This window comes from Massilia sp. (assembly GCF_046293535.1).
Taxonomy (GTDB): Bacteria; Pseudomonadota; Gammaproteobacteria; order Burkholderiales; family Burkholderiaceae_D; genus Telluria.
In genome coordinates this window covers 66,012-93,007 of record NZ_JBKBOV010000016.1, presented here as the reverse complement: position 1 = coordinate 93,007, position 26,996 = coordinate 66,012, and the positions used below count along the sequence as shown (strand labels likewise).

21 protein-coding genes are annotated in these 26,996 nt (G+C 71.4%); 10 read left to right on the top strand and 11 right to left on the bottom strand.

All coding sequences use genetic code 11. The features are described 5' to 3' along the window. Positions 1-318 precede the first annotated feature (318 nt). Together ACK4S9_RS11220 and ACK4S9_RS11215 are read right to left on the bottom strand one after the other, a co-directional pair. Positions 319-936 (bottom strand): hypothetical protein, encoded by a 618-nt coding sequence (locus ACK4S9_RS11220; RefSeq protein ID WP_409725521.1) that lies wholly within the window; start codon positions 934-936, stop codon positions 319-321. Between the two features lie 187 nt (positions 937-1,123). Continuing rightward, positions 1,124-1,339, bottom strand: a complete 216-nt coding sequence (locus tag ACK4S9_RS11215) for a hypothetical protein (RefSeq protein ID WP_409725519.1) — start codon at positions 1,337-1,339, stop codon at positions 1,124-1,126. A 219-nt stretch (positions 1,340-1,558) separates the two neighbouring features. Between ACK4S9_RS11215 and ACK4S9_RS11210 the strand changes: the two genes are divergently transcribed. From ACK4S9_RS11210 to ACK4S9_RS11175, 8 genes are all read left to right on the top strand, one after another. Further along, on the top strand, positions 1,559-4,639 hold the full coding sequence (locus ACK4S9_RS11210) for a penicillin-binding transpeptidase domain-containing protein (protein WP_409725516.1): 3,081 nt from the start codon (positions 1,559-1,561) through the stop codon (positions 4,637-4,639). Between the two features lie 90 nt (positions 4,640-4,729). After that, positions 4,730-6,016: a hypothetical protein gene (locus ACK4S9_RS11205; protein ID WP_409725513.1), complete on the top strand. Its 1,287-nt coding sequence runs from the start codon at positions 4,730-4,732 to the stop codon at positions 6,014-6,016. Positions 6,017-6,022: 6 nt separating this feature from the next. Then, positions 6,023-6,574: a hypothetical protein gene (locus ACK4S9_RS11200; RefSeq protein WP_409725511.1), complete on the top strand. Its 552-nt coding sequence runs from the start codon at positions 6,023-6,025 to the stop codon at positions 6,572-6,574. A 1-nt stretch (position 6,575) separates the two neighbouring features. Continuing rightward, positions 6,576-7,610 (top strand): hypothetical protein, encoded by a 1,035-nt coding sequence (locus tag ACK4S9_RS11195; protein ID WP_409725508.1) that lies wholly within the window; start codon positions 6,576-6,578, stop codon positions 7,608-7,610. Beyond that, positions 7,607-8,599, top strand: a complete 993-nt coding sequence (locus ACK4S9_RS11190) for a hypothetical protein (RefSeq protein ID WP_409725505.1) — start codon at positions 7,607-7,609, stop codon at positions 8,597-8,599. Before ACK4S9_RS11195 ends, ACK4S9_RS11190 begins: the two co-directional genes overlap by 4 nt. A gap of 59 nt (positions 8,600-8,658) precedes the next feature. Next, the gene (locus ACK4S9_RS11185; protein ID WP_409725502.1) at positions 8,659-10,587 is read left to right on the top strand and encodes a hypothetical protein; all 1,929 of its coding nucleotides are present in this window, start codon (positions 8,659-8,661) and stop codon (positions 10,585-10,587) included. A 19-nt stretch (positions 10,588-10,606) separates the two neighbouring features. Continuing rightward, on the top strand, positions 10,607-12,829 hold the full coding sequence (locus ACK4S9_RS11180; RefSeq protein ID WP_409725541.1) for a bifunctional serine/threonine-protein kinase/formylglycine-generating enzyme family protein: 2,223 nt from the start codon (positions 10,607-10,609) through the stop codon (positions 12,827-12,829). Between the two features lie 76 nt (positions 12,830-12,905). Then, entirely contained in the window at positions 12,906-13,808 is a 903-nt protein-coding gene (locus ACK4S9_RS11175) for a pirin family protein (protein ID WP_409725499.1), read from the top strand. A gap of 383 nt (positions 13,809-14,191) precedes the next feature. Here ACK4S9_RS11175 and ACK4S9_RS11170 read toward each other — a convergent pair whose 3' ends face one another. Beyond that, on the bottom strand, positions 14,192-15,313 hold the full coding sequence (locus ACK4S9_RS11170; protein WP_409725496.1) for a metallophosphoesterase: 1,122 nt from the start codon (positions 15,311-15,313) through the stop codon (positions 14,192-14,194). Between the two features lie 417 nt (positions 15,314-15,730). On the opposite strand from ACK4S9_RS11170, the gene ACK4S9_RS11165 reads away from it, so the two are divergent. Beyond that, positions 15,731-17,089, top strand: coding sequence for a GGDEF domain-containing protein (locus tag ACK4S9_RS11165; protein WP_409725494.1), 1,359 nt, complete (start codon positions 15,731-15,733; stop codon positions 17,087-17,089). Positions 17,090-17,554: 465 nt separating this feature from the next. On the opposite strand, the gene ACK4S9_RS11160 is transcribed toward ACK4S9_RS11165, so the two are convergent. The 3 genes from ACK4S9_RS11160 to ACK4S9_RS11150 form a co-directional block, all read right to left on the bottom strand. Further along, positions 17,555-19,096 (bottom strand): FHA domain-containing protein, encoded by a 1,542-nt coding sequence (locus ACK4S9_RS11160; protein WP_409725491.1) that lies wholly within the window; start codon positions 19,094-19,096, stop codon positions 17,555-17,557. A 113-nt stretch (positions 19,097-19,209) separates the two neighbouring features. Further along, positions 19,210-20,193 (bottom strand): PP2C family protein-serine/threonine phosphatase, encoded by a 984-nt coding sequence (locus tag ACK4S9_RS11155; RefSeq protein ID WP_409725488.1) that lies wholly within the window; start codon positions 20,191-20,193, stop codon positions 19,210-19,212. 62 nt (positions 20,194-20,255) lie between these two features. After that, positions 20,256-20,474 carry a hypothetical protein gene (locus tag ACK4S9_RS11150; protein ID WP_409725486.1) on the bottom strand — a complete coding sequence of 73 codons (219 nt, stop codon included), beginning with the start codon at positions 20,472-20,474 and terminating at the stop codon, positions 20,256-20,258. 69 nt (positions 20,475-20,543) lie between these two features. Here ACK4S9_RS11150 and ACK4S9_RS11145 point away from each other — a divergent pair, with 69 nt between their 5' ends. After that, positions 20,544-21,011 (top strand): GNAT family N-acetyltransferase, encoded by a 468-nt coding sequence (locus tag ACK4S9_RS11145; protein WP_409725483.1) that lies wholly within the window; start codon positions 20,544-20,546, stop codon positions 21,009-21,011. Here the strand turns inward: ACK4S9_RS11145 and ACK4S9_RS11140 are convergent. The 5 genes from ACK4S9_RS11140 to ACK4S9_RS11120 all read right to left on the bottom strand — a co-directional run bounded on the left by ACK4S9_RS11140 (position 20,988) and on the right by ACK4S9_RS11120 (position 26,774). After that, entirely contained in the window at positions 20,988-21,452 is a 465-nt protein-coding gene (locus ACK4S9_RS11140) for an SH3 domain-containing protein (protein ID WP_409725480.1), read from the bottom strand. The two genes, ACK4S9_RS11145 and ACK4S9_RS11140, sit on opposite strands and share 24 nt — an antisense overlap. Before the next feature lie 8 nt (positions 21,453-21,460). After that, entirely contained in the window at positions 21,461-23,020 is a 1,560-nt protein-coding gene (locus ACK4S9_RS11135) for a hypothetical protein (RefSeq protein ID WP_409725478.1), read from the bottom strand. After that, the gene (locus ACK4S9_RS11130; RefSeq protein WP_409725476.1) at positions 22,981-25,323 is read right to left on the bottom strand and encodes an FtsW/RodA/SpoVE family cell cycle protein; all 2,343 of its coding nucleotides are present in this window, start codon (positions 25,321-25,323) and stop codon (positions 22,981-22,983) included. The genes ACK4S9_RS11135 and ACK4S9_RS11130 overlap by 40 nt, the downstream gene beginning before the upstream one ends. Beyond that, entirely contained in the window at positions 25,320-26,279 is a 960-nt protein-coding gene (locus tag ACK4S9_RS11125) for a protein kinase domain-containing protein (protein WP_409725473.1), read from the bottom strand. The genes ACK4S9_RS11130 and ACK4S9_RS11125 overlap by 4 nt, the downstream gene beginning before the upstream one ends. 114 nt (positions 26,280-26,393) lie before the next feature. Continuing rightward, positions 26,394-26,774, bottom strand: coding sequence for a glycine zipper domain-containing protein (locus tag ACK4S9_RS11120; protein WP_409725470.1), 381 nt, complete (start codon positions 26,772-26,774; stop codon positions 26,394-26,396). Positions 26,775-26,996: the final 222 nt, after the last annotated feature.

Genomic DNA, 26,996 nt, shown 5'->3' with positions numbered 1-26,996 from the left:
GGTGCAGTCCGCCCACGCCCGCGCGCAGGCTCAGGGTGGCGCGCAGCGCCTCGGCTTCCGGCATCCCGGTGCGCGCGGCGAGCTGGCGGCTGGCGGCGAGTTCTCCCTTGAAGGCGGCGGCGAGCAGGGCGGCGTGGTCTGGAGGTGGGCGGGACATGGCGCAAGGATAGCAAAATGGCAGCCGCAGCTGCCAAAATCCTAGAGGGTCAAAAATCCTAGAGGGTCAGGTCTGACATTTAGACACGGCCTGAGCAGTACAGCTCAGTAACGCTCGAGTTCGTGTCCGAATGTCAGACCTGACCCCGCTTGGCGGTGGGATCAGCGGCGGTAGGGATTGTCCGGCCGTCCGTCGTAACGGTTCGGAACGCCGTCGCCGTCCATGTCGCGGTCGCGCCGGTTGCGGATGCCGTCGTTGTCGAGGTCGCGGTCGCGGTAGTTCGGCACGCCGTCGCGGTCGGTGTCGCGATAGCCGCGGCGCTCGTAGCGGTCGGGGATGCCGTCGCGGTCGCGGTCGCGGTGATAGCCATACCTGCGGTCGTCGCGATAGTGGTCGCGCCCGTCGCGGTAGCCTCCGCCGTACACCGGGGCGTAGCTGCGGCGCTCGTAGCGGTCGGGCACGCCGTTGCGGTTGCGGTCCCAGCGGGCCGGCTCCATGGTCCAGCCGCCCTGGCGCTGGTGCCAGCGCGGCGGGGCGTACACGTAACCCGGGCGTGCGGCGACCCAGTAGCCCGGTACCCAGGCGTGGCGATGGCCGCGCCACTCCCAGTAGCCCGGCGCCCACACGTAACCGTGGCGCGGACCGGGAACGCGCTCATAGATGGGCGCGGGCGGTGCCGAGCCGATGTAGATTTGGAAATCGGTCTGCGCCATCGACGGCACGGGCGCGAAGGCGGCGCCGAGGGCGATCAGGGCAGCGAGGGTGGGGGTGCGTGGCATGTCGGGTCTCCAGATCCAAGAGCGGATGACCCACTATATCGCCGGAGGGCGGCGCGAGGCGGTGCTGAAGCAGATACTTACAACTGAAACAGATGGCAAGCCGGGCTGCGCAGTAGCCTGATACAACTCACGCCGGAACGGGCCGCCCGCTGTCGCGCCGGGGCGACAACGGGCAGGCCTGCGGCACTCATCCGCGCGCTCCGGCGGCCAGCTTTTCTTCGCTCGACAGGCGCTTGGCGCTGACGGTCACGACCGCCATCTTGTCGCCGCTGGCGACCATGGACGCGTCGGCGCTGTAGTTGCGGGCCTGGGCTTCCGGGATGTTGTCCAGCAGGTAGCTGCCCGAGACGGCGAGGCTCATCGAGACGATGAAGACGGCTTCCATATGCTTCATGATGTTCATGGTGTTTCTCCTTGTGGGTGGGTGGTCGATGTGTGCACTGTAGGCCAAGCGGTTTCATGGTGCGAGGCGCTTGCGACGGGATGCCGAAAACGGGGAGCGAGCTGTCGAAAAAAGCGCGCGAGCGTGCGCCCGAATCCGCGCGCCGGATGGGTTTCATCCGCCCCCTGCTAGGGTTTCGCGAGGCGGCCGCCACCAGGCCGCGCCTACCGCGACTTGCCGATGCCAGCCACATTCACTTCACTCATGGATTCCTTCGCCGCCGGGCGCACGGCGCGGCGGCGCGCGCGCAACCTGCGGCTCGGCGCTGCCCCCGCGGCGCGGGCCCGGCTGCTTGTTGCGCCGTGGCTGCTGCTGGCCTGCTGCGCGGCGCTGCTCGGCGCCGTGGTGCTGGCGCAGGCGGCGCGTTCGCTGGCCTCATCCAGCACGGACGCGGCGGCGGGCGGGCCGACCGCGCTGTCGGCCCTGCAGCCGCTGCTGGGCGGGGTCACCGTGCGCGTGCCGCGCGAGCCCGGCATCGAGGTGCTCCAGCACGGCGCCAGCGCGCTCGTGGTGGCGTCAAGCATGCGCCTGGCGGCGCCGCTGCGGATCGACCTGTGCACCCAGCTGTCCGACCCTGCCAGCGGGCAGTTGGCGCCGCTGCGGATCGGCTATCCCTTCGCCGAAGCGGCCGCGCTGGCCCCGGCGCGCACCGTGCTGTTGGCCGCGCCGGGCTCGGCCATGCCGCGGGTGGAGCTGCGCGGCGACGCGCGCGGCGCCTTGCGCCTGAGCTGGAACGGACAGGGCCGGACCGCGTGGGTGGGCGACGCGGGCCCGGACGCGGTGCTGCGCGGCGAGCGCGGCGAGGGCCTGTTGGGCAGCGCGGGCTGGCTGGTGTGGCGGGACGGCGCGCTCAGGCTGACGCGGCGGGCCAGCAGCAGCTGCGCGCAGGCGGGCGAACTGCTGGTCCAGCGCGCCGCGATCGGCGGCGCCCCTGGCGCCGCACTGGTGCAGGCCTTCGCTCCCGGGTTGGCGCTGCCGGCGCTGCAGCTTGCGGCGGGCGAATACCGGGTGCCGGCAGGCGCCCCGCGCGCCCTGGAAGACGCCTTGCTGTTCGAGCAGCTGCAGGCGCGCGGATTGATCCGCCTGGGACGCGGCGGCCTGGCCGAAGTGGCGCCGCGCGACCTGGCCGCCTGGGCGATGGCTGGGCCTGATGCGCGCGCGCCGCTGCCCGGCTGGGAACAGCTGCGTCTCGACGAGGAAGGCCGCAAGCTGCTGGGGCGCCTGTATTACCGCGCCGACGGCGCCTTCGTGCGCGAGCAGCTGCGCATATTCAACAGCGAACGCCGCCTGCTGGCCTGGCGCGTGCGCGATGCGAGCCCGCAACTGTGGCAGGCCAGCGTCGGCGGCGTGCCGGTGGCGCTGGATGCCGGGCTGCCGCTGGCCGCCATGCGCCTGTTCGCGCGCCTGCCGGAAGGCTGGGCGCCATGGACCCGCGTGGGTGCCTGGGACGGGGGCGGCGAGGCCGAGGGCGCGCGCCTGGTGCTCGACCGGGCCGAGCCGGCCGAACTGCTGCTGGCCGGCCGCCTGCGCCGGGTCCATGGGGCGCAAGCGCGCGTGAGCGCGGTCTGCGACGGACGCGCCTGCCGCGAGGGCGATGCGGTCCAGCGCGTACTGCTGGCGCCCGAACCGGGCGCCAAGCGCATCGTGCTCGAGGTCGAGCCGCTCGACCTGGCCCGGCTATCGGGCAGCGCCGACGCCGCCTACCGCCACGTGCGCGTCGAACAGGGGCGCCTGGCCTGGCAGGCGCTGCCGGCCTCGCACGGCGCGGCGCGCCCCAGCCTCGCCGAGGTCCGGCTGAGCGGGCGCCACGGCGAAAGCCTGTGGATCGACGGCCGCGCCAGCGCCGCGGCGCAGGCGGCCGGGCTGGCGCCGCTGCTGGGCGTGCACCGCGAGCACGCGTCCAGCGTGGCCGGCATGCTGGCGCGGCTGCCGGGAAGCCATCACGCGGCGCGCCTGAGCCTGGACCTGCGCCTGCAAGGGGCGGCCCAGGCGGTGCTCGATTGCGTCGGCCTGCGCGGCGGCAGGTGGGATGGCAAGACGTGTTCAAGCGCGGGCGGCGTCCCGGACGGGCGCCAGGCCGGCCTGGTGCTGCTCGACGCCGGCAATGGCGACGTGCTGGCCGCGGCCGGCGGCGGCGTCGGCGCCGCCGACCCCGCGCGCTGGCAGGAGATACGCGACTTCGACCGTGCCGATCCCGCGCGCAGCCCCCTGCGGCTGCCGGCCTTCCAGCACGACGGCGGCGCCACGCGCGCGCCCGGCTCGACCTTCAAGGTGGTGACCGCCCTCGGCCTGGAGGCGGCGGCGCGCGGCGACGGGCGCCTCGGACGGCTGCTTGCCGGCCTGCCCCTGGCCGAGATCGACGCCATGGCGGGCGATGCCGGCTACGGCTTTCGCACTGGCGCGCCCGCCTATCCGGAAGGGGCGCCCGCGCGCATCACCAACTACCGCGAGCAGTTGGCGGGCAGCCGCGCGGTCGAGGGCCGCTTTGGCCTCGCGCAGGCGCTGGCGCACAGCGTGAATACCTGGTTCGCCTGGACGGCCGAGCTGGGCGACCGCAGCCTGGGCGGCCGGCCGCAGGGTGGCCTGCCGGGCGTGCGCGAGATCGAGCCGGGCGCCATCGATGCGCTGCGTCCGGTCGCCGGCATGGCGCGCCGGCTCGGTTTCAGCGCCCCGCTGCGGCTCGACGGCGGCCTGCTGCCGGAAGATTTCCGCTGGTCCGCCTGGGACGCGCTGCAGGCCAGCCCGTCCATGCTCGATCCGATCCAGACCCGCCACGAGGTGCGCCAGATGGCGATCGGCCTGCGCATGCAGGCGACGCCGCTGCAGATGGCGCTGGTTGCCGCCGCGGTCGGGCAGGGCCGGCTGACGGCGCCGCGCCTGCTGCTCGAACTGGACGGGCGCCAGGCGGCAAACCAGAGCGCTCCGGAACTGGGCGTGCGCCTCGACCGCGTCCGCGCCGGCATGAAGGGCGTGGTGGACGGCGGCACCGCCGCCGGGGCCTTCCGCGGCAAGGAGTTCGACGCCGTGCGCGCCGGCCTGTTCGGCAAGACCGGGACCGCGCCCACCGGCGAGGACGGCAGCGCCACCGTCTGGTTCATGGGTTGGCTGGAACCGGGCAGCCTCCCGGGCCAGACCCGCCGGCTGGCTTTCGCCGCTTTCGTGAGCCAGTCCAGCCTGAGCGGCGGCGCCCATGCCGCCCCCATCGTGGCCGGCGTGTTGCGCTCCATGCAACTGCAATCGCCCGAACAGAAGGAGGATTGAGCCTCATCTGCGCGCCCGGTTTTTGTGTTTGTATGGCATCATCTGTTGACAATCCGCTCTGTGCGGATGGCCATCGAGGATGAGGAAGGTATGCGTTTGCCGGGAACCCGGTACCAGGAGCACGGTTGGGAGCAGGTCCGCAAGTTGCTGGGGCAGTGCTCGCTGCAGGCGCTCGCCCGCATCGGCCCGCAGCGCCTGCTGGACGCCGGCGATACGGACCTGCTGCCGGAATACGTCGATGTGGTCGCGCGAGCCCTGCATACGGGCCGGCGCGGCGAGCTGCCCGGCAACAGTTATGGCGACACCGTACTGGAACTGGCGCTGGACCTGGTCTATGAACTGCAGGCCCGTCCGGGCGACTGGGCGGCCCTGTGCGCGGCGGTGGCGGGCGAACATGCGCGCATGGGCGCCTTCTGGGCCGCGCCCGGCGGCGATGCGCTGCTGCGCAAGAAGTTCAACGACCTGTACGCGGTCCTGCGCGACAAGGTCGACAGCGACAATTACCAGGCCGCCTGCGGCCGCTCCTGCAGCCCGAACCGGATGTACGCCTACCGCATGCTCGATACCGCCTATGGCGAGGTGGCGCGCCTGTTCGCGGCCTGGCGCGAGCACCGCGAGCAGGTGGGCGCGATCCTCGGGCGGCCGGTCGAGCTCGAACCGATCGAGGCGCGCCAACTGCGCGGCGTGGCCGACTGCCGCCCCGAATGGATCCTGCGCTGGAGCGAGAGCCTGGAGCGTTTCAGCGGCGCCGCCGGACCCTTGCACACCCGCTCCAAGCGCTTCGCCGGCCTGAAGGACCGGCCCGAGAAGATCGGCGCGATGCTGCGCGAGATCGGCGAGTACGCAGCCCTGTCCGCGAACCAGGAGCGCGACTGGCTGCAGGACGGCAGCGACGCCGCGGACTGGCTGGACGACTACTGGCGCGTGATCGGCGAGTCCGAAGGGGCCGCCACGCCCGGCCCGGACCTGATCCTGGAGGCGCGCCAGGACCAACTCGACCTGGCCGCCATGGAGGCCGGCGATGAGGAGGTCCCGGCGGCCGCGCCGCTGGCCCTGCTGGACGACGACCTGGCCCAGCGCGTTTCACTGCCCCCCGGCTACCTGCAAGTGGCGGCCGCGGCGCAGGAGCGCGGCAGTTGGGCGGTGCGCATGATGGAGGCCGATTCGCTGCCGGTACGGCTGGCGGTCTACCTGAAGCTGCTCGGGCCCTTCGACGACTGTTATCCGGCCGAATGGCTCGATCCGGCCAGCGGCGAACTGCCGACCATGCAGCAGCTCGCGCTGCTGGACGGGATTTCGCTGCCGACCCTGCGCAAACGGCGCGATGCCGCCATCGCGCGCCTGGGCGCGGCGGCCGGCAACAAGGAGGAAAGGTGAATGGACATGACGACACTTGACCGCAAGCTGCAGGCGCGCCTGCTCGCCGGACGCCGGGTCGAAGGCGACCGGCTGGTGCTGGACGACGCGGTGCTGCGCGCAGCGCTCGACGGCAGCCGGCCGCTCACGGCCGGCGAACGCGCCGCGCTGCAGGCCTCGCCGCTCACCGCGCGCCGCCTGCGCACCCTGGCCGAGGCGCGCCGCGCGCAAGCCGCGCCGCGGCCATGGCGCGCCAGCTCGGGCATGCTGCGCGCCGCCGACGGCGGCGCCGCGCTCGACACCCTGGTCACCGACGACGGCGCCTGGCGCCTGCATTTCGTGCAAGGCCGGGTGATCCTGCAGCTGGATCCGGAGTCGCCGCTGGCGCCCGCGCTGCTGGGCGGCGCCCAGGCGCTGCGCGTGCTCGACGGCGCCGGCGCCACGGTGCTCGAGGGCCGCCTGGACAGCGACGGCGAATGCGAAGGCCCCTGGCCCTTCCTTGACGAGCCGGCCCGGCATTTCCAGCATCACGGCGCCCGCTTCGTGGTCGAAGCCCGCGTGGGGCCGGCGGGGACCTGAGATGCTGAGCCTGTTCACACGGCCGTTCCGCCAGAGCGCCCCGCAGCTCGACGGCCTGGGCGCGGGCTTCATCGCGCTGCCCCTTGCGAAGGGATGCACGGTGCCGGCCGGCTGTTTCGCCGTGCTGGCGGGCGCGCAGGGCCGTACCCGGCGCCTGAACGAAGGCGCGCGCGTGTCGCCCATCGATGGCGAGACCGCCTGGTGCGTGCATCCGGGCCCCTACGGCTGCGACCTGACGCCCTTTGCCGCCGCGCCGGAGATCGGCCTGCGCGTGCGCTTCGCCATCGATGCGCCCGACCCGCGCGAAGCGCAGCAGCGCTTCGACCTGTTCCTCGCCAGCGAAGCGGGGGAACGGGTCGCGCTGGACGGCTTCGTGGCGCTGCTGCAGTCCGCCCTGCAGCGCGCACTGGAGCAGGGGGAGCTCGCGCTGCCGCCCTGCACCAGCTTCGAAGAGTGGAATGCCTTCCGCACCGGCTTCAACCAGCTCCTGTACACGCGCTTCGGCGTGATGGTGGACGATTGCGTGCCGGTCGACCTGGGCGCCGCGCGCGACCTGGCGGCCCTGCTCATGGCGCGGCTCGCCGCCCAGCCCGCGGAGGGCGCCTCGTCGACCGTGCAACAAGGCGCATTCGATCCGGCGCGCGAGGATGCACAGGCCTTGCGCCGCCTGTTCCTGGAGTTGCCGGGCGTGCTGTGCGGCCTGCGCCTGGCCGCGCTGCCGGCCGATTGCGCGGTGTTCCGACGCCACCAGGAACTGCTGCGCCGGCTCGACCTGGTCAGCCTGTCGGTGGGCACCATGCCGGCGCTGGCGCTCGCCGCGCCGGGCCAGCCCCTGGCGCTCGAGGAGCAGCGGCGCCGCGCCCGCCACAGCCTGCGGGCGCTGGCCGCGCTGGACGACGCCTGGGCGCTGCTGGCGCGCCTGAAACTGAGCGAGGCGGCGCTGGCGGCGGCGCTGCTGGACGAGGCCGACCGCATCGTCGCCAACCTCGAATACGACTGCGCGGCGCGGCGCGCGCTCTCGATGGAGGCTGTATGAACGCCCCGGTCCTGGTGCGCAGCATCGCGCCCGACGGGACCTACTTGAGCGTGACGGCCAGCGCGCGCCCGCGCGGCGGCCGCGCCGACGTCAAGTGCAGCGTGCCGGACGCGCCCGAACTGGCGCAACGCATGCAGGAAGTCGTGCGCCTGGCGCGCCATACCGAGCCGCGCTTCGACAGCCGCGAGCAGGTGCTGCTGAGCCTCGATCGCGCTCCGGCGCCCGGCAACCGCGATTGGGAGCTGGCCTGCGTGCTGGCCGACCGCATGGTGCGCGGCCTGTGGCAGTCGCCGCGACCGGTGGTGGCCAACGGCTGGTCCGATGCTTGGCAACTGGGCCGCATCGACGGCCACGCGCTGGGCCAGGTGCCGCTCGGCGTGCTGGCGGGCGGCGAGGGCGGCCTGCCGCACCTGGGCGCCCTGCACGGACATCCCGACCCGGCAACTGGCGTGTCGGCGGCGCGCGCCTGGTTCCCGCTGGTCAGCGGCGGCGCCGGCGACAGCCTGTGCTGGGTCGAGGTCAGCGTGCGTCCGGCGCCGCACGATGGCGAGGAGGAGGCCAGCATCGCGGCACCCGGTGTGGACGCGGCGCTGCAGGCGCGGGTGCGCGCGGTGCTGGCCGGCGCCCGCCACTTCGATGGCCGCGGCCTGGGGCAGTGGCGCAGCACGGTGCGCTTCGGCCAGGCGCGCTTCCAGGGCCCTTCCTTCGAGCTGGCCCTGGTGATGGCCGACCGCATGGCGCGCGGGCGCGAATTCCTGCCGCGCGGGCGGGTGCTGGCCACCGGCCAGTCCTCGGCCTGGCATGCCGGCCGGGTCGAGACGGTCGAAGGCCTGCTGCCGAAGTGCGCGCTGCTGGCATGCGAGGCGGCGCCGGGCGACCGCATCCTGGTGCCGCGCGCCTGGGAAGCGCAGCTCGACCCGGCGTGGCGCGCGGCCTTGCGCGCGCGCGGGGCGAGCCTGGCCTGCGTGGACAGGATCGGGATCATTTGAATCGCGCCCGGCTGCGCTAGAATCGCCGGTATGTTGTAAAAGAAGAAACGGAGTCGGATATGTTCCAGATGTTCGGAGTGAAAGGCGCGGCCTGCCCGCGCTGCGAGCGCAAGCATGGCGGCGACGCGCGTTATTGCGCCGGCTGCGGCCTGATCCTGGGCGCGCCGCGCAATGCTCCGGTCCTGCGCGAGAACCGCTGGGTCGCCGGCCCCGACGAACTGGCCGTGTTCTTCGGCGTGCGCGTGCTGTCGGGCGTGTTCGTGAAAACCCTGCGCGTGCCGGCCACGGCGCGCGCCTACATCCTGCAGGGAGACCGGGCCACCGAGGTGCCGCAGGGCGAATACGAGATCGAGGGCTTCTTCACCCGCCTGAACCACCTGCTGCGCGACCAGCATGCCGAGATCCTGGTCACCCGCAGCGGCGCGCTGCCGGTGGAATTCCGTTTCGGCGACGTGGTCACCTCCGAGCAGCTCGCGGTCGACGCGCGCTTCACGGTCAACCTGCGCATCGAGAACGTGCCGGCCTTCGCGCGCCACTTCATGACGCTGCCGGGCACGATCGGCGTGGACCAGTTGCGCGAACTCCTGGCGGCGCCGGTGCGCCAGCTGCTCGAAGAATTCGTCGGCGCGCGCTCGATCCGCGAGATGGTCGGCAAGGTCGATCTGCGCGAGCAGCTCGACGAGCGCCTGCAGTCCGGCCTCAAGCTGCTGCTGCTTGAATACGGGCTGGCGGCGGTCAAGGTCGACACCGTCGAACTGCGCCACGACAAGTACGACGCCCAGCGCGCCCGGGTGGGCAGCCTGTGGCTGGCGGCCGACGAGCGCCACGTGCGGATCGAGCATGCGAAGCACCTCGACGAGCTGTACGACGCCGAAGAATGGCAGCGCCTGCGGCGCGCCGAGCAGGCCGCGCGGGTGCGCCAGCGCGAGCGCGAACTGCGCCAGGACGACGCCATCGCGCGCGCCGAGCTGTCCTTGCAGGGCGCCGACCGCGCCCATGCGGTGCGGGCGCGCCAGATCGAGCTGTATGCACGCATCCTCGAGGCCGGCACGCGCAAGCAGGCGCTGGAGCGTGGCGCCGGCGACGTGCTGGCGGAACTGGAACACGAGCTGGCCAGGAAGGGCGCGCGCCGCCTCGACGAGGCCCAGGAATGGAAGCACCTGCGCGCCCTGGCCCAGCTGCGCATGCGCAGCGAACTCGAGGTGGCCCAGCAGGACGCACGGCAAACCCTGGCCATCGCGCGCCAGCGTTTTTCCCAGCAGCTGCTGCAGCAGCAGATTCGCTACAAGATCGAGCAGGCCGCGCTGATCGAGGACGGCGCCCGCCGGCAGGCCGAGCTCGTGCGCCTGCGCGCCGACCAGGAAGACGCGGCGCGCCGCGCGCGCGCCATCGACGAGCAGGAACACCTGGCCCGTCACCAGAGCCTGGTGCTGGCGAATGCGGCGCGCCGGCGCGAGGCCGAGCGCCTGCAGGAATGGGAGGACGAACAGCTGCGCCAGCGCATCGAGTCGACCCGCACGCAACAGCAGCAGGACAAGCTCGCCCGCAGCATCGAACTCGATGCGCGCCAGGCGCGCGCCCTGCAGGACGTGCAGCTCGATGCCGAGGAGCGCCGCCACGCGCTGGAACTGCGCCGCCTGGAAGCCTTCGCTTCCATGGACGACACCGCCAAGCTGGCCCTGGCCGCGGCGCCCAATGCGCAGGTCCTGAGCGACTTCATGAAGACCCGCGTGCACGCGGGCATGGATGCCGAGCAGTTGGGCGCCCTGGCCGGGCTGGCCGGCGCGGGCAAGCTGCGCGTCGACGAAGCGCTGCAACTGGTGCGCGACGAGCAGGCGCGGCGCGAGCTGGAGGTCGACCGCGACCGCCGCCACCAGGTCGCCCTGCTGGCCGTGGGCGCCCCGGCGGCACGCCAGTGCGCCCACGGCCACCCGGCGCGCGCGGACGAGCGCTTCTGCGCCGCGTGCGGCGCGGCCTTGCCGCATTGACGATCGGGTGACCCGCGCAATGCAGAGCGCCATCGACAAGATCCGCGAGTTGCGTGCCCTGCACGAGGATGGCCTGCTGAGCCGTACCGAATTCGACCTGCGCAAGAACGCGATCCTGGACGCCGCCTATCTGCCGTCCGATGCGCCGGACGCCGCCGTGCTCGAGGAGGCGCCCGCGCAGCGCGCCCGCCCGGGCACCGAGATCGGCCTGATGGCCGGCCAGGAAGTCGGGCCGCGGAACCGGCGCTACCGGCTGGAGCGCCTGATCGCGCACGGCGGCATGGGCCAGGTGTGGCAGGCGACCGACCTGGCCACCCACGCGGAGCTGGGCCACAGCGCCCAGGTGGCGCTGAAGATCCTGCCGCCGCAGCTGACCCAGTCCACCCTGCAGTCCCGGCTCCTGATCCAGGAAGCGACGCGCGCGCGCCGCCTGGCGCACGAGCACATCGTGCGGGTCTACGAATGGGCGCAGGATCCGGCCACCGCCAGTTATTTCATCATCATGGAGTGCCTGGAGGGCGAGGACCTCGACAGCCTGCTGGCGCGCGAAGGCAGCTTGCCGTTCGAGCGCGTGCTCGAGCTGCTCGAACCGGTCGCCGGCGCCCTCGACTACGCGTGGGACAAGCATGGCCTGGTGCACCGCGACATCAAGCCCGGCAACGTGTTCCTGACCCGGCGCGGCGAGGTCAAGCTGCTCGACTTCGGCATCGCGGCGCGCGCGCGCAGCAAGGGCGCGGCGCCGCTGGACGCCCCGGCCGCCTCGGGTACGCCCGGCTACCGCGCCCCCGAAGCGGGCGGCGCGCAGGGCCAGCCTGCCCCGACGCTCGATGTCTACGCGGTGTCGATGATGATCTACCGGATGCTCGATGGCGCCTTGCCGCGCGACCTCGGCGTGGCGCCGCAGGGCTTGCAGCCGCACCAGTGGCAGGCGCTGCGCGCCGGCTTGGCGCCCGACCCGGCGGCACGCCCGCCGAGCGTGCGCGCCCTGCTGCGGCATCTGCGCGATGCGGCCGGCCCGTCGCCCGAGGAACTGGCCGCGCGCAGGGCGGCGGCGCAGGCCGAGCAGGAACGGCGCGAGCGCGCACTGGCCGTGCAGCAGCAAAAGAAAGCGCAGGCCGAAGAGCAGGCCAGGGTCGCGGCCCGCGCCCTGATCGAGCGCCAGCGCCGCGAGCAGCAGCGGCGCGAGCGCGCGGCCCAGGAAGAGGCGAGGGCGGCGCGCAAGGAGGCGCTGCGCCAGCAACTGCTGGCCCGGCGCGAGGAAGAAGCCGCCAAGGCGCGCCTGGCGCAGGAAGAAGCCCAGCGCAAGGCGCAACAGGCCAGGGCCGCCGCGGCCTACCTGGCCGAGCAGAAGCGCGCGCGCGAACTGCAGGCGGCGCGCACGGCCGGCGAATTGCGCCAGCTGATCCCGGCGGCCGCCGAGGTCGATGCGGGCGGCGTGCTGTGCGATCCGTTCCTGGCGGGCGAGGGCGGCGGGCCGGCGCTGGTCCTGATCCCGGGCGGACGCTTCCAGATGGGCTCCCACGAGCACGAGCGCAAGATCGCGATGGCGGCGGGCGCGCAGCAACGCTGGCTGGAACGCGAAACGCCGCAGCGCTGGGTCGGCATCGAGCGGCCCTTCGCGATGGGGCGCTACCCGGTCACGGTGGGCGAATGGCGCGTGTTCGTGCAGGCCTGCGGCTGGGAGCCGCAGGGCGAGGTCGACCCGTTCGCGCCCGGCTTCCCGCAGACCGACGCGCACCCGGTGGTGGGCGTCACCTGGCACGATGCGCAGCGCTACCTCGATTGGCTGTGCGCGGCCACAGGCCAGCGCTACCGCCTGCCGAGCGAAGCCGAATGGGAGTACGCCTGCCGCGCCGGCACCCGCAGCGCCTTCAGCTTCGGCGACACCATCGGCCCGGAGCAGGCCAACTTCGACGCCAGCTTCACCTACAACGGCGGCGCGCGCGGCGCCTGCCGCCACGGCACCACACCCTGCGGCATGTTCCCCGCCAATCCCTGGGGCCTGTTCGACATGCACGGCAACGTGTGGGAATGGGTGCAGGATGTCGTCCACGACAACTACGTCGGCGCGCCGCTCGACGGCAGCGCCTGGGAAAGCGGCGGCGACGGAGCACGCCGCATCCTGCGCGGCGGCTGCTGGCTGTACGCGCCGCGCTACCTGCGCTCGGCGCTGCGCAACGGCTTCTCCAGCGTGCTGTCGAACGACATCGTGGGCTTTCGCGTGGTGCGCGAGCTGACGTGAACCCGTTCTCCCGCGGGGCTGCGGGGCGGTCGGGATGGTGTAGAGTAGGCGTATCGTTCAAACACGGAGGGTTGTCATGGCCATTGCGCACCTGTTCAAATCGCATGACAAGGACCTGGGCGGCGGCTTCAAGGTCCGGCGCATCCTGCCCGCCGCCGCGCGCCAGTCGGTCGGCCCCTTCCTGTTCTTCGACCACATGGGGCCGGTGCAAGCCGAACCAGGCGCGCGCCACGACGTGCGCCCGCACCCGCACATCGGCCTGGCCACGGTGACCTACCTGTTCGAGGGCGCCATCATGCACCGCGACAGCCTCGGCACCGAGCAGCGCATCGAACCGGGCGCGATCAACTGGATGACGGCCGGCAGCGGCATCGTCCACTCCGAGCGCACCCCGGAAGACTTGCTGGACCGGGTGCGCCGCACCCATGGCCTGCAGCTGTGGGCGGCGCTGCCGCGCGAGCACGAGGAGGCGCCCGCCGCTTTTTCGCACACTCCTGCGGACCAGATTCCCGAGGTCGAGTTCGAGGGCGCCACCGTGCGCGTGCTGGTGGGCAGCGCCTTCGGCCGTACTTCGCCCGTGCCGACCTTCAGCAATACCCTCTACCTCGACGCGCAGCTGGCCCCGGGCGCGTCCATCGACCTGGGCGGCCTACCGGAGGAGAGCGCCGTGTATGCGCCGATCGGCGCCATCGAAGTGGACGGCGAGGCGATCCCGGCCGGAACCATGGCGATGGTCGAGCCGGGCCTGCCGGTACGGGTCTCGTCCAGCGCCGGCGCGCGCTTCGTGCTGATCGGCGGCGAACCGCTGGACGGCCGCCGCTACATCTTCTGGAACTTCGTGTCGTCGAGCCGCGAGCGCATCGAGCAGGCCGCGCGCGACTGGGAAGCGAACGCCTTCGTGCCGGTGCCGGGCGACGACGAGCGCATTCCGCTGCCGGCCTGGCCGGCGGCCTGGCGGCACGATGGGACGCGCGACTAAGAACGCCTCACAACAGCGCTTGCTTGTTCAGCATCAACAGCCTTGTACACTGAGCCGGTGTCCGCTGTCGGGGCAGAAGCGGACTGAAACTGCATTCAAGAAGCTTTGGATAAGTCGCGTATCAGACTGCTGCGTCATTACTGCAAGCTCTGAAAGAAGCTCGACCTCAGCTCAATTTCGACCCCGATTTGGCGAGCAGGACCCTCATCCAGCAGATAAATCGTGAGCGGATGCCGAAGTTGGACCAAGAGCTTCCGGTCAAGGCGACGGCATTCCACCGTTCCAGGCACGAATCCTGATCAATGGGGCAGGACGCGCCGGGTCGCTCGGTTACCTTGAAGTCATCCTCTTTCGAGGACTGTTATCGCTGTTGCAGCGCGCGCTCAAGGTGTCTGACGCCGCAGCGTGATGCGCGTCAGCTCGGCAGGCACGCCAAGCCGAAGCGCGAAGCCCGGCCACAGGGCCGTGCCATTGTTCAGGTACAGGGTCATGCCGTCGACGTCGTAGGCGCCCGAAACGAAGCCGTTGTTCGCCCGCGCCACCACGCGGTCGAGACCGATGATCATGCCGCCATGCGTGTGGCCGGACAATTGCAGCGCGACGCCACGGCTGGCTGAAAAGCGCGCATTCCTGGGCTGATGATCGAGCAGCATGACCGGCACGCCGTTTGGTGCGCCGCGCAGCGCCGCATCGAGGTCGGGCGCGGGAGCACCGGTGCGCGGGGCGGTCACGTCGTTCACGCCGGCGAGCACCAGTTGGCCGCTACCTTGCTTGACGATGGTATGGCTATTGTCCAGAGGCTTCATGTTGAGCCCGGTAAAATACGCCATCCATGCGCGGTGGTCAAAAAAGTACTCGTGATTACCGGGAATGACCCAGACGCCGTCCGGAGCGCGCAAGTCACGCAGCGGTGCCACGTCGGCTTCGCGCTGCGCGACATTGCCATCGATGAGGTCACCGGTGATGACGATCAGGTCCGCCCCGAGCGCGTTGGCATCGTCGACGACCTTGCGTGTCCATGCCGCGTCGAACAGGCGACTGATGTGCAGGTCGGTCAGGTGCAGCATCTGATAGCCGTCGAATTCGCGCGGCAAGTCCTTTACCGTGATCTGTACGTCCTTCAGTGGCGGCGGCTTGATCGCCTGCATGACGCCGAGCGCGGCCAGCAGCACGGCTGTGACGCCGATCGCAGCGCGCAACCGCGCAGCGATCGGCCCGCGGCGACGCCGAGCCAGTGCGACAAGCAGGGCGCCAACGTCGAGCAACAGCTGGAACACAGCCAGCAGCAAGATGGCGCCAAACGCCCAGTTGAACAGGATGATGAGGAATTTCGGAAATTCCGGCGAAAACACGCTGCCGGAAGAAAAGCGCGACCACAGGTGATATTGCGAGGCCAGCACCAACACGACGGCGCCAGCCAGCTTCGTGCGCCCGGATAAGGGCAGCGGCATGAGCCAGCGCAACAGCACGACCACGCAGGGCAAACTGAACATCAGATGAAACATCAGCTGCGCTCCATTCGCTTCCAGTTGTGGCTGGAGTCGGTAGGATTGCCGCGCGGGGGAGTGGCCTCCGTAAATAGTATGAGGAAAATACGCATCATGCCTTGTGTCCAAACTGTCGAACCGGTAAGCATAGCGTAGATTGCGTAAAGGCACGGGCAGCGGTGTGCGCCAGGCAAGGGTGCAAGGCATGCGTCATCTCGCGGCAACACAAGCAAACGCAGTCATTGGCCCGAGACGGTGCCCAACGGCCGGCTTTGGCCCGTCAACGGACGGCTACATCAGGCCATCTTGCCCAGCATTCGGCGGCAACTAATTCGGAAAAGCAACATTCTGTAATGACAGATTTAGCTTTCCTTGCAAGCAACTCAGCCTTAGTGTAAATTTCCTGAATGCAATAACTGTTTATTTTTTTTAACTATGCCTGCGCCATTTTCGGAAACTTCATTCCAGCCGCTTGCCCGGCTGCTTGACTACGCGCGCTATTTCTTTGGCGGCTTGCTGATCGTCACTGCTGCCTTGCTCACCTGGCAGCATTACGGTATGGAAAAGGTGGTCGATCTCACTGGCGACCATTTTCCGGTCTTTATTGAAGACGACCGCAACAGTGGAGGTGCTTCCGTCGGGCGGATCGAGCGCCGTGGGCAAGACCTGGTCGTGCATTGCCTGATTTCGCGCAAGAGCGAGTGGCCTTACTGCAAGCTCGGCTTGAGCTTCCTCAAGGGCGCGACCGGCCTGGACATGTCCCGCTTCGACTACATGAGCATCGACGGCGGCTATGCCGGCCCGGGAACGCCGCGCTTTGCGATCGTGCTTGCCCAAGCGGAGGAGGGCCTGACCCGGCTCGACCAGTGGCAGACCTACAAGATCAACCAGATCGACGCACTCGACCTGCCGCCAGACGGCGGCACGCTCGTGGTGCCGCTCAAATGGTTCGGTGTGGCGCAGTGGTGGAAGGATATGGCACAGCCGGCGCTGGAGCATTCCGCCGTCAACATCGACAATGTCGCGCGTGCCGAAGTGTTGATCAGCGGCGGCGGCAAGGAAGGCGCACATGCCTTCACGCTGCACCATTTGCGCTTGCACGGCAAGCTGATCACCCTGGATGCGTTGCTGATGGGGCTGGTTGCCACATGGGTAGTATGCGCGGTCGGCTGGCTGGCGGTCCTCACGCTGTCGCTGCGTTCGCAGCTCAGGAACAGCCGCGCCGCCGTCGCGCTGCTCAAGACAGTCAACGAGGCCCTGGAACTCGAGGCGCGCGACCTGGCCGGGCAGGCCCATATCGATCCGCTCACGGGCGTCCTGAACCGCCAGGGCCTGCGTGCGGCGCTGATGAGCACATCGAGCCTGCTGGCCGATCCGATGGTCATGATCTTCATCGACATCGACCACTTCAAATCGATCAACGACACCCATGGCCATGACGTGGGCGACGACGTTTTGCGCAAATTCGCCAACGTCATTGCGTCCGGGATCCGTTCGTCGGACCGGCTGGTGCGCTGGGGCGGGGAGGAATTCCTCATCGTCTGTCCGATGACCAACGTGTACCAGGGCCGGATTCTGGCCGAGAACCTGCGCACTGCCCTGCACCGGCAAACCTGGCCGGCCGGGCTGCATGTCACGGCGTCTTTCGGCGTGGCGCAACATCGCGAGCGCGACGAAGTCGGCGTCGTCATCAAGCGCGCCGACATGGAGCTCTACCGCGCGAAGCAGGCGGGCCGCGACCGGGTGTGCGCTTATATCGCAGCCGACATGACTGCGCAGGCCGCGGCCGCCTGAAGAAGCCCGAACTGCTGCCCGTGCCATCACAGGCACGCGCAGCGGTCTCATCCAACTGGCAAGCCAGCGTCCCGACCAGGTTCACGCTGCGCCGACGTCGCCCGCGACCTGCATGATGGGCACGATCCGATAGCGCAGCGCCGCGCGCCGGCCAGTTGGTGCTCGACCCGCTCCACCTGCACGTCGGCGCGAGCACGCGCCGGAACACGTCCAGCTCCGAACGGCAGAAGTTCTCGCAGGCACGGGCGGATTGTTGCGAGGCTACAGGGCGCGCCTTCTCCCGCGCCAGGCGTACATTCATATCCCCGAACGGGTTTTTTCTGAAACGCCAACGAAAGGACGCGCCATGAAAATTCCAGAACACCTGAAGATCCCGGTCATCGTCTTCGCGCTGCAAACGGCGCTGCTGGCCGGTACTTCGCTGATCTTCCTGCTCCTGCGCCCGCACGGCGCTTGACGCCCGGCTCAGCTGCCGAGCCAGGCAGCGGGCTGTGCACGCCGGCGCTCGCCGGCGCGTGGGACTTGCGCGCGCGTTTCCGGCGCACATTCGGGATAGGGACGGGCGGCGAAGCGCAGGCGCCCGTCCATGCCGGGCAAGCGCTCCAGGCCGATACCCGGGACGAGCGGCGTTTCCTCGCCCGTGAGCGGGTCCAGCTGCCAGAAGCCGCCGTCGCGGTGGAACAGCAGCGGCACGCCGGCGGCGCGCGGCCGGGCCGCGAGGTCGCGCCGCTGCGGCTGCGTGTCGGGCGCGAGGATGCAGAAGGCTTCCGCCTGGGCGCCGGCGTCGACGCGGTGCAGGATCACGCCGTGCGCCAGCACGGCGCTCACCTCCAGTTCGACCACGCCGCGGATGCTGGCGGTGAGCGAGATCCGCATGCCGGTCCGCAGCAACACCGGCGTGTGCTTGCCCGGCCAGACGCCGTCGAGCAGCAGGCCGTAGCGCGACACGTCCTCGATCTCGAAACCATGCCGCCCCGGGCGGATGATGGCGTGGCGGCCGGACAGGCGGCGCGTCAGGCCGCCGCGATCCTCGCCGTGTTCGCCATGGTGCATGAGCAGCAGGTCGGCTTCCGGATCGGTTTCCTCGAAGCGCCCGAGCACGCATTCGTCCAGCGCGAACAGGCGCAGGTGGCGTTGCAGGCTCGCATCCGGCTCGGCATGCACCAGGCAGGCCGTGCTGGCCGGGCAGGGATGGCCGGGCGCCTGCAGCGGGACGTCGATCTCGATCAGGTCTTCGTCCCAGGCGATGGTGGAAAAGCCCAGGTCGACCTTGCCGCCGCCGTCGCGGGGATCGCGGATGTCCAGCTGCGCGATCGCGCCGTCGCGGACGCTGACGTCGATGTCGAGGCTGCCGCCGCCCGGCGCCTGCACCCGCGCGATGGCGGCGTCGTCGGCGCTCACGCGCACGTTCTTGTGGGTGGCCAGGAAGGTCTGGTGGATGTCGCCCAGGCTGGCGTCGGGGCGCGGGACCAGGATCACCGGCGAGCAGGTCCAGGTGCGCGCCGCTCCCGGCCGGCCCGGATGGCGGCTGTGCAGCTCGACGTCGATGCGGTACTGGCCGTGCTCCAGGCCGCGCGAGGAGAACTCGAGGAAGACCGGGCGCCAGTCGCCGCGCGAGGTACGCTGGAAGACATGGCTGTCGCCGTCGCGCAGGCGCAGGCCGGAGCGCACCAGCATGTGCACTTCACCCGCGCAATCCATCGGCATGCCGCGCAGCTCGAGCTTGATGGCCTGGCGCCCGCCCGCCGCGCGCGGGTCGAACCCGCTGATGTGCAGTTGCGGGCGGCCCAGGCCGCGGGTCGCCGCCGGGGCGCCTGCCTGCCCGCCCTCGGGGATGCGGCGGGCCCGCAGCGCGCTGATCGCCTCGAAGCTCGCGGGCAGGCCGCTGCCAGCGCCGGGCGCGGCCGCATCGGCAGCCGGCTGGTCGTGGCCGTGCGCGCACAGCGATTCGCCTGGCATGACCCAGACGGTGCAGTGCGGATGCTCGGGATTGCGGCAGCGGTTCATGGGGCGATGGCGAACTCGGTGATGATCGACAACATGGCAAGCTTACGCCCTTTTGCTCGTCAGCGGCGCGCCGCATTCATTGATTAACAACATTATTTTCTGTTGGGAATTTTTCAACGCGGCGGCCCGGGCAGGGCGGTTTCGTCCGCGTGGCTGCCGGCCTGGGCCTGCAGGGGGCGCAGCACCAGCGCGGTCAGGTTGTCGGGGTGCAGGCCTGGTGGCGGGGACGTCTCGAGGGCGCCGAACAGGCGGCCGATCATGCTGGCGGCGTCGGGGGCCCCGGCCAGCAGGTCCGGCCACCCAGCGACGAAGCGGTCGGGGGCGGCGCAGGACCAGAAACCGTCGGTTGCCAGCAGGTAGCAGGCGTCCTCGCGCAGGCGCAGCACGCGCCGGTCCGGCAGCGCGCTCATCCACGAGGGCAGGTTCAGCGGGGTCAGCTCGTACAAAGGGTCCGAGAGTTGCGCCGGGCTGGCGAAGGCATTGCCGAGGATGAAGGCCTGCGCGATCTGCGGCGCATGCGCGCCATGCACCTGGCGCCACCAGCCGTTCTCGTCGATACGCCCGCTCAGGGCCGCGGCGGTGGCCGGCACGTGGTCGACGGTGAGGGGCAGGGCGCCCGCCGGGCCGATCTCGTACAGGCGCGAGTCGCCCACGTGGTAGAGCAGGGGCGCGCCGCCCGTGGGCAGTTCGAGCATCGTGAGGGTGGTGCCGGGGCGTACGCCGCCTTCGACGGCGAATCGGCCTTGCAGTTCGGCGTGCAGGGCGTCGAGGTGGCGTGCCAGTTCGCCCGCCTCGCGGCAGGCCGGAATGCCCAGCAGGCCGGCGGCGACCGCTTCGGCCGCCTCGCGGCCGTGGCCATGCCCGCCCATCCCGTCCAGCACCGCCACCCGGCCGTGGCCCGCCGGCCAGCCCGCCAGGCGCAATCGTCGCAGCGCCTGGCCGCGCAGGCAGGCGGCCTGGCCGGCGTGGTCGATGACCACGAAGTTGTCCTGGTTCTCGGCACGTTGCGCCAGGCCGCTGCCGCGGCGGCTGGCCACGGCGACGTCGTAGCGTGGCGCAAAATCGAAGGAGGACAGGATCTCGGATGAAAGCGGCATGGGACGGATCGACTTGACGATCCTGCTACTGTACACCGGAACGCAGGCCTTCGATGCCGCGATCAGAGCGGGTTTTTCCTGTTACCCGCCTGGAGGTAGATCGACAGCGTGCGGGCCCGGTAGCGCGGGTGGCGCAGGGGAGGGTTCAGCGGCACCTTGGGACGCCGGCCGGACGGGGATTGGACGCCCGGGCCGACGCTGGAGGCGCTATTGAACGGGGCACTGACGCTCGATTCCGGCATGGCTCGGGTAGTCTGGGTCGGCGCCCTACTAATGGTCACTAAATTGCCGTACGGAAACGCTTTCTGTGATATCGTGGCATTCCCAAAACAGCTTAGCCGCGAAAATCCATGTTGATCCGACCGCTGGTGGCCCCGGACATCCCGGCCGTGGCTGCGTTATTGCGCGAACTGGCGCGCGAGTACATCGTGCACGAGTCGCCGCCCGAAGGCGCATCGACCTTCCTTGCGGAGAACGACGAGATGGGCGTGCGCGGCTTCCTCGCGCGTGGGCACGTCTATCACGTGGCGGTCATCGACGGCGCGGTGGCCGGCTTCGTCGCGGTGCGCGACCGCAGCCACCTGTTCCACCTGTTCGTCGGCAAGCGCTGGCACCGGCGCGGCGTGGCGCGCGCGCTGTGGGAAGCGGCGCGCGACGCGGCGATCGCGGCCGGCGGCGACGGCAGCTTCACGGTCAACTCCTCGAACTTCGCGGTGCCGGTGTACGAGGCCTTCGGCTTCGTGCGCGTCGGGCCGACCCAGTGCGCCAAGGGCCTGTACTTCAACCCGATGCGCTTATCGGGCCTTGACGACGCTTGAGGATTCGTCGGCGCGCCGCAGCCACAGGCTGCTGGCCCAGCCTTCCAACCGGCGGCCGTCGACCACGGCGCTGACCTGCCACCAGTCGCCGCGGCGCTGGCCGGTCGCAGTCACCCGCGTCCCGGCCGGCACCACGGCCAGGCGGCGCGCATCGATCCCGGTATGCTCGCGCAGGTTCAGGTGCTCGCGCACGCGGTATTGCGCGCCCGCCACCGGCGCCTCGGCAGGGAGCAGCGCCGCCGTCATGGCGGGAGGCGCGGCCGCATCGGGCGTGAACGCCGCGTGCAGCAATCCGCCCAGCAGCGCGGTGCCGCCCACCAGTACCGCCAGGGCGCGCGCATTCGCACGGCGCCACCATGCGCCCGGGGTCAGCCGGGCCGCCAGGCACAGGGTCAGCAGCAGTCCGGCGCAGTAGGCGGCAATGACGGTCGCGGACGGCATGGGCAGGTTCACGCGTCGAAGCGCAGCACGTAGTGGCCGGCGACCAGGTGGTGGCCGGACGGCAGCAGGTAGGGCTGCTCCAGGCTGGCATTGGCGACCTGCGCCACCAGGCGCAGTTCGCCATCGAGGTGGAACAGGGCCTGGGTCTCGGACAGGCGCACCACGCGCAAGCCTTCGCTTGTCGCTTCCCAGCTGAAGGCGTTGCGCGACAGGCCGAGCCGGTCGGCGCTGGCCGCCGCGCTGCCGTCGAGCTGGCGCAGGAAAGCCGGACCGTCGAGCACGCGCAGACCGGCCAGCGCCGGCATGCCGCGTCCAAATACCAAGCGGGTGCCGGCAGCGGCCGGCTGTTCGGGACCCTGCGGCAGCGCCAACAGGGCCGCATAGCGCTCCGCCATTTCCGGCGCCACGGCGTGCAAGCGCACGCTGGCGCCGTCGAGCGGCGCGAACTGCGCAGGCGCCTTGATGCGCTGGCGTCCGGCCGCGGTGAGCGCATGCAGTTCGTCGGCGTCGTCCACCAGGAAGCGGATCGGGCAGTCCTGGCCCGGCGCGGCGGGGGCCAGGTTCGCGCCCAGGCCGATCTCGAGCGCGGCGGCGCCGGTGTCGCGGTAGCGGCTCAGGCGCGGCAGCGCGAGCGCCGCCAGCGTGATGCGGTGACGCGCGAGCGGCGCGTAGGTGGCGTCGTTTTCCAGCGCAGGCGCGGCGGCCGGAAGCGTCGCGCCGGCCAGCGGCATGGCGGTCATCTCGTTGTCGATGGCGGCGGTGGCGCGCGGCTTCCACACCGACGGGGTGCGCGCCGGCAGCACGCCCGGCGACGCGGGCAGGGCCGCGCGCGCGGGCGCGCCGGCGCGCTCGATCCTCAAGAGCAGGCGCTGTCCGGCGCCGTCGCCGCCCGCCTTCCTGCCCCGGATCACGTAGTAGCCGCCGGCCGCGTCGAAGCGGCAGTCGAGCGTATCCTTGGGGCGCACCTGCACCTCGATCTCGCTCTCCGGGCCGTCGTTGATCAGGAGGATCCCGGCGTCCAGGCCGAAGGGCCAGCCCGGCACCGCGAAGGTGGCGTTCGCCTCGTCCTGGCCGACCAGGGTCAGGCGCTGGTCCGGGTACACCGCGCACACCGGCTGCCAGATCGCGCTGTCGCGCGAGGCCGTGACCGTGTACAGCAGTTGTTCGCCCGGCGCCGGCAGGTAGACCGCGTGGCCGAACTTCACCTTGACTTCGCCGCTCCCGACGGCTTCGTTCCCGACCACGTGGTAACGCACCTCGTCGCCTCCCAGCAGGTCGCCGAAATCCTTTTGGTGCAGGGCCGCCAGCGATTGCGCCAGGTCGCGCACGCGCGCGCCGCGGGTCAGGTGGCGGTCGTCGTCGACCTCGTCCTGCGGCAGCATCAGGGTGACGTGCGAGAAGCAGCGCGTCGCGGCGCGCCCGCGCTGCTCGCGCGGCGAGCGCTCCAGCAGGTCGCGCAGCAGCGGGCGGCGCGAGAACAGCGCCAGGCCAGGCGCCTGCCAGAGCGCCTCGGCATTGAAGACGTCGCCTACCTTGGCCAGGATTTCGTGTTGGACGTAGACCGGCATGATGGATTCTCCTCGAAAGATTGAACGCTCGCCATGCCGAACGCTAGCAGGGGGCAGATGAAAAACAGCAGGTGCGAGCCGCCGCTCGAGAGAAAGCTCATCGGCTGGCCCATGATCGGAAACAGCGCCAGGTTGGTGCCCCAGGACAGCAGGAAGTGTCCGCCCAGGAAGGCCGCGCCGCCGGCCAGCAGGAAGCACTGGAAGCGCCCGAGCCAGGCGCGCCGGAAGTCGCCGGCGCCTGCGGCGCCGTGCCAGGCGGCGACGGCCGCATGCAGCAGGCAGGCCAGCAGGCCGGCTTGCAGCCCCCACAGCAGCAGGCCGCCGAGCAGGCCGTGGCGGTTCAGCAGGAAGGAGGGCGCAAAATCGTCCTGCACCGCCGGGATGCGCAGCGCCTCGCCCGCGCCCTGGCCGAGGGACGCCAGGCCGAGCAGGCCGTCCGCCCCCAACCAGCCGCCGCCGGCGACGGCGCGGGCGCCGAGCAGCATCTGCTGGCCAGTGTGCGGGTGCGCCCCCGGGTCGGCCCAGACCTGGAAGCGTTCGGCGTAGAAGCCGCCGCTGAAGGCCGCGCCCGCCGACTGCAGGGCGAGCGCGGCGCCCAGCGCCGCGCAGCACAGGCCGCCCGCGAGCGCGGCCCGCAGCCGGCGCCCGGTGGCCAGGCACCAGGCCAGGAAGCTCACCGCGCCCCACACCAGCAGCAGGATCAGGGGCGAGTAATCGTCCACCTGCACCAGCGCCACGCCCAGCAGGAACACGAACAGCAACACCGGGGCCAGCATGCGCAGCCAGTCGCGCCAGCCGCGGCCCCTGCCGCCCGCCCCGGTGGCCAGGGCCAGGCAGTGCGCGCTCAGCGCGACCAGCGCCAGCTTGGCGAATTCGACCGGCTGCACCTCGAACACGCCGGTCTCGTTGCCGAACGTGACCTGCAGCACCAGGCCGGCCAACGCAAGCAGCGCGAGGGCGAGCAGCAGCCATTCGGTGGCCGGCCGCGACAGCGCGCCGCGCGCAACCCCGTCCAGCAGCAGGAGGCCCAGCGGCAGGCCGGCGCCGAGCAGGACGCAAGTGTTTTCCACATGGCGCATCCAGGCGCTGTCGCGCGCCCCCAGGCCGAGTTCCAGCTGCACCAGGAGGCCGACCCCGAGCAGCAGTACGGCCACCACCCCGAGCAGCGGCAGGCGCCGCGGCCACAGCAGCGCATGCCATAGCGAGGCCCAGGCCAGCAGCAGCGCCCAGCCGGTGCCGGGCGCCGCCCCGAGGCGCTGCATCGCCAGCAGCAGCACCGCCATGGCGGGAATGGCGCAGGAGGCGAGCAGCCTGGCCCATGCGGCGGGATGGCGTGGCGGGCTGGCGGCGCGCAGGCCGGCCAGGGCGGCCAGCAGGAACACGCCGAGCGCGGCGCCCCATGCCGGCGTCGGTGGCGCCGGGAAGCGCCACAAGGAGCGCTCGCCCCAGGTCCACGCGACTCCCGGCGGCAGCACGGCCCTGGGCTCGGCGAACAGCTCGACCTCGCGGGTGGGCTGCAGGCGCAGGCTGTCCCCGCTTGCCGCCACCGCGAAGCGGGTGCGGCCGACCGCGATCGCCTCCACGCCGTCCAGCAAGTGCTCGCGCCGGGCAAGATCAAACCAGCGGCCGCCGTCCCGCAGCAGGACCGGCTGGGTGCCGCGCACGTCCAGCGCATGCCTGCCGGCGCCGTCGCGTGCCAGCGTGAGCCTGCCGCTGTCCAGGCCGGGCACGGCCAGCCGGTTGCCGCAGTAGAGATGGCCGCCGAAGGCGAGCGGGCGGGCTAGGCTCAGAAAGCCGGGCGCGAACCGGTTCCACAGCCCGGCCAGGCGCGCCGCCGGCCCCGCGTCGGGGCAGGCCGCCTGGGGCGCGCCGTCGCGCCGCAGCAGGGCGCCGTCGAATTCCCAGGTATGGCGGCCCGCGCGCAGGACGGTGCGGCCGGGTTCGGCCGCGACGACCTCGAAGACGATCGCGCCGGCCTGCAGCCGCTGGCCGGCGGCGAGCGCCAGGCTGCCACTATGCAGGCGTTCCTTCCCGCGCACCAGCACGGCGGCTTGCGCCGGATTGCTGTTGCGCAGCCACCAGCGCCCGCCGGCGTCGCGCCGAAGCGAGAACTGCCGGCTGGCGGCGCGCGGCGCCGCCAGTTCCGTGCGGCCGAGCACGACCGATTCGCCCGGCTGCAGGCGCAGCGTGACCGTGTGCGGCAAGTGGCGCGGCGGCGCCAGCAGGATCGCCACGAACTGCAGGGCGCATACGCAGGCCAGGGCCAGCGCCGCGAGCGCGAGGCGCACAGGGCAGGACTTCATGCCGCCCTCGCCAGGGACGTGTGCGCCATGGCGGCGCGCACGCTGTCGAGCATCCGGCTGACCTGCAGCGCATGGGCAGGGCGCCCGGCGGGCGTGGGCGCCAGCAGGGCGCGCAGCAGGGCGTCGGCCTGCGCCCGGCCCGGGCCGAAGGCCCGGGCGAAGCCTGCCGCTTCGTCCGGCAGCAGGGTCGGCGGAATGCCCCCGTGCGCGCGGCGCAGCAAGGCCGCGCCTTCGCGCCCGTGGGCGGCGTAGGCTCGGGCGCAGGCGGCGCCGTAGCGCAGCAGGCGGCCGCACACCAGCCAGTAGAGCAGGGCGCCCAGCGCGAAATAGTCGCTGCGCGGGTCGCTCAGGTAGTCGCCCCGGGCTTGCGGAAAGAATTGTTCCGGGGCCTGCCAGCTGGCGGTGCCGGCATAGGCATGGGTGGGCGCTTCGCACAGGGCGCGGCAGGTGCCGAAGTCGGCCAGCTTCAGGTTCCCGCTGCGGCGTTCGAGCAGCAGGTTGCCGGGCTTGAGGTCGAGGTAGCGAAAGCCGGCCGCATGCACCTTGGCGAGCGCCTGGTTGACCTGGGCGAGCCAGTCGAGCGCCTGCGCGGCGCCGGGCGCGCGTCCGCTGGCGCGCAAGACCTTCAAGTGGGTGGCCAGGTCGCCGTCCAGCAGTTCGAGCGCCATCGCCGGCAAGCCATCCACGCTGCCGCTGTCGAGCAGGCGCACGATGTGGCGTCCATCCCAGGGCGCCAGCCGGGAAAGAAAAGCCGCTTCGGCGCGCGCGGCATCGATCCAGTGGTGGCGCAGCTCGCTCGGCGCGCGCGCCATCTGCGCCGTGTTGACCAGCTTGAGGGCGACGCTGCCGCCCGGGGCATCGGCGCGCCACACGAGCCCATAGGCCGAGCCGCCGAGCGCCTCGGCCAGGCGGTACTGGCCCTGCGCCAGATGAACGATAGTGCCTTGCTGGATCATGCCCCCTCCGCGAGTGGCGCCGTGCGCCTTCGCGGAGTGCAAGCGGGGGGCGCTGGAAAGGCTGGAAGAGGGCAGGGGCGAAAAAAAACCGCGCAGTGCGCGGTCTTGCTTGGATTAGCGGCGATCCCAGCGGTCACCGCGGTCCCAGTCGCGCCGGTCGTGGCGGTCCCAGTCGCGGCGGTCGCGGCGGTCGTAGTCACGGCGCTCGACATAGACCGGACGCGGCTGGACATACACGGGACGCGGCTGGACGTACACCGGGCGCGGCTGCACGTAGACCGGACGCGGCTGGACATACACCGGGCGCGGCTGGACGTAGCCATGACCGTAGCCGCGGTTGTCGTAATAACGGTTGTCGTAATGGCGGCGATCGTCGCGGCTCGAGACCGCGTTGCCCACCGCCGCACCCAGCACGCCGCCCACCAGGGCGCCGCTGCCGCCGCCGGCGCTGTGGCCGATTGCCGCGCCGACGACGGCGCCGATTGCGGTATTCACACCACGGTCGTCTGCCATTGCCGCTGGGGAGACGGCAACCGCGGCCAGGACCACCGCACCAACAATTTTAGATTTCAACATGGTTTTTCCTTTGGCCTCTGCGGCGATCAGGATGATCGAACAACGCCAGGCATGGGAAGAACTATAGACCTGCGGACTCATGCTGCCACCGGTTAATACAGATTATTACAAACGACTATCCAGCGGTAACATCCTGAACGG

Bases quoted from the DNA above. Each gene is read 5' to 3' on its own strand.
- ACK4S9_RS11180 (WP_409725541.1), top strand. From the start codon at position 10,607: ATGCAGAGCGCCATCGACAAGATCCGCGAGTTGCGTGCCCTGCACGAG.
- ACK4S9_RS11165 (WP_409725494.1), top strand. From the start codon at position 15,731: ATGCCTGCGCCATTTTCGGAAACTTCATTCCAGCCGCTTGCCCGGCTG.
- ACK4S9_RS11205 (WP_409725513.1), top strand. From the start codon at position 4,730: ATGCGTTTGCCGGGAACCCGGTACCAGGAGCACGGTTGGGAGCAGGTC.
- ACK4S9_RS11195 (WP_409725508.1), top strand. From the start codon at position 6,576: ATGCTGAGCCTGTTCACACGGCCGTTCCGCCAGAGCGCCCCGCAGCTC.
- ACK4S9_RS11135 (WP_409725478.1), bottom strand. From the start codon at position 23,020: ATGCCGGTCTACGTCCAACACGAAATCCTGGCCAAGGTAGGCGACGTC.
- ACK4S9_RS11220 (WP_409725521.1), bottom strand. From the start codon at position 936: ATGCCACGCACCCCCACCCTCGCTGCCCTGATCGCCCTCGGCGCCGCC.
- ACK4S9_RS11125 (WP_409725473.1), bottom strand. From the start codon at position 26,279: ATGATCCAGCAAGGCACTATCGTTCATCTGGCGCAGGGCCAGTACCGC.
- ACK4S9_RS11200 (WP_409725511.1), top strand. From the start codon at position 6,023: ATGACGACACTTGACCGCAAGCTGCAGGCGCGCCTGCTCGCCGGACGC.
- ACK4S9_RS11215 (WP_409725519.1), bottom strand. From the start codon at position 1,339: ATGAACATCATGAAGCATATGGAAGCCGTCTTCATCGTCTCGATGAGC.
- ACK4S9_RS11130 (WP_409725476.1), bottom strand. From the start codon at position 25,323: ATGAAGTCCTGCCCTGTGCGCCTCGCGCTCGCGGCGCTGGCCCTGGCC.
- ACK4S9_RS11145 (WP_409725483.1), top strand. From the start codon at position 20,544: ATGTTGATCCGACCGCTGGTGGCCCCGGACATCCCGGCCGTGGCTGCG.
- ACK4S9_RS11210 (WP_409725516.1), top strand. From the start codon at position 1,559: ATGCCAGCCACATTCACTTCACTCATGGATTCCTTCGCCGCCGGGCGC.
- ACK4S9_RS11175 (WP_409725499.1), top strand. From the start codon at position 12,906: ATGGCCATTGCGCACCTGTTCAAATCGCATGACAAGGACCTGGGCGGC.
- ACK4S9_RS11160 (WP_409725491.1), bottom strand. From the start codon at position 19,096: ATGAACCGCTGCCGCAATCCCGAGCATCCGCACTGCACCGTCTGGGTC.
- ACK4S9_RS11140 (WP_409725480.1), bottom strand. From the start codon at position 21,452: ATGCCGTCCGCGACCGTCATTGCCGCCTACTGCGCCGGACTGCTGCTG.
- ACK4S9_RS11190 (WP_409725505.1), top strand. From the start codon at position 7,607: ATGAACGCCCCGGTCCTGGTGCGCAGCATCGCGCCCGACGGGACCTAC.
- ACK4S9_RS11155 (WP_409725488.1), bottom strand. From the start codon at position 20,193: ATGCCGCTTTCATCCGAGATCCTGTCCTCCTTCGATTTTGCGCCACGC.
- ACK4S9_RS11170 (WP_409725496.1), bottom strand. From the start codon at position 15,313: ATGTTTCATCTGATGTTCAGTTTGCCCTGCGTGGTCGTGCTGTTGCGC.
- ACK4S9_RS11185 (WP_409725502.1), top strand. From the start codon at position 8,659: ATGTTCCAGATGTTCGGAGTGAAAGGCGCGGCCTGCCCGCGCTGCGAG.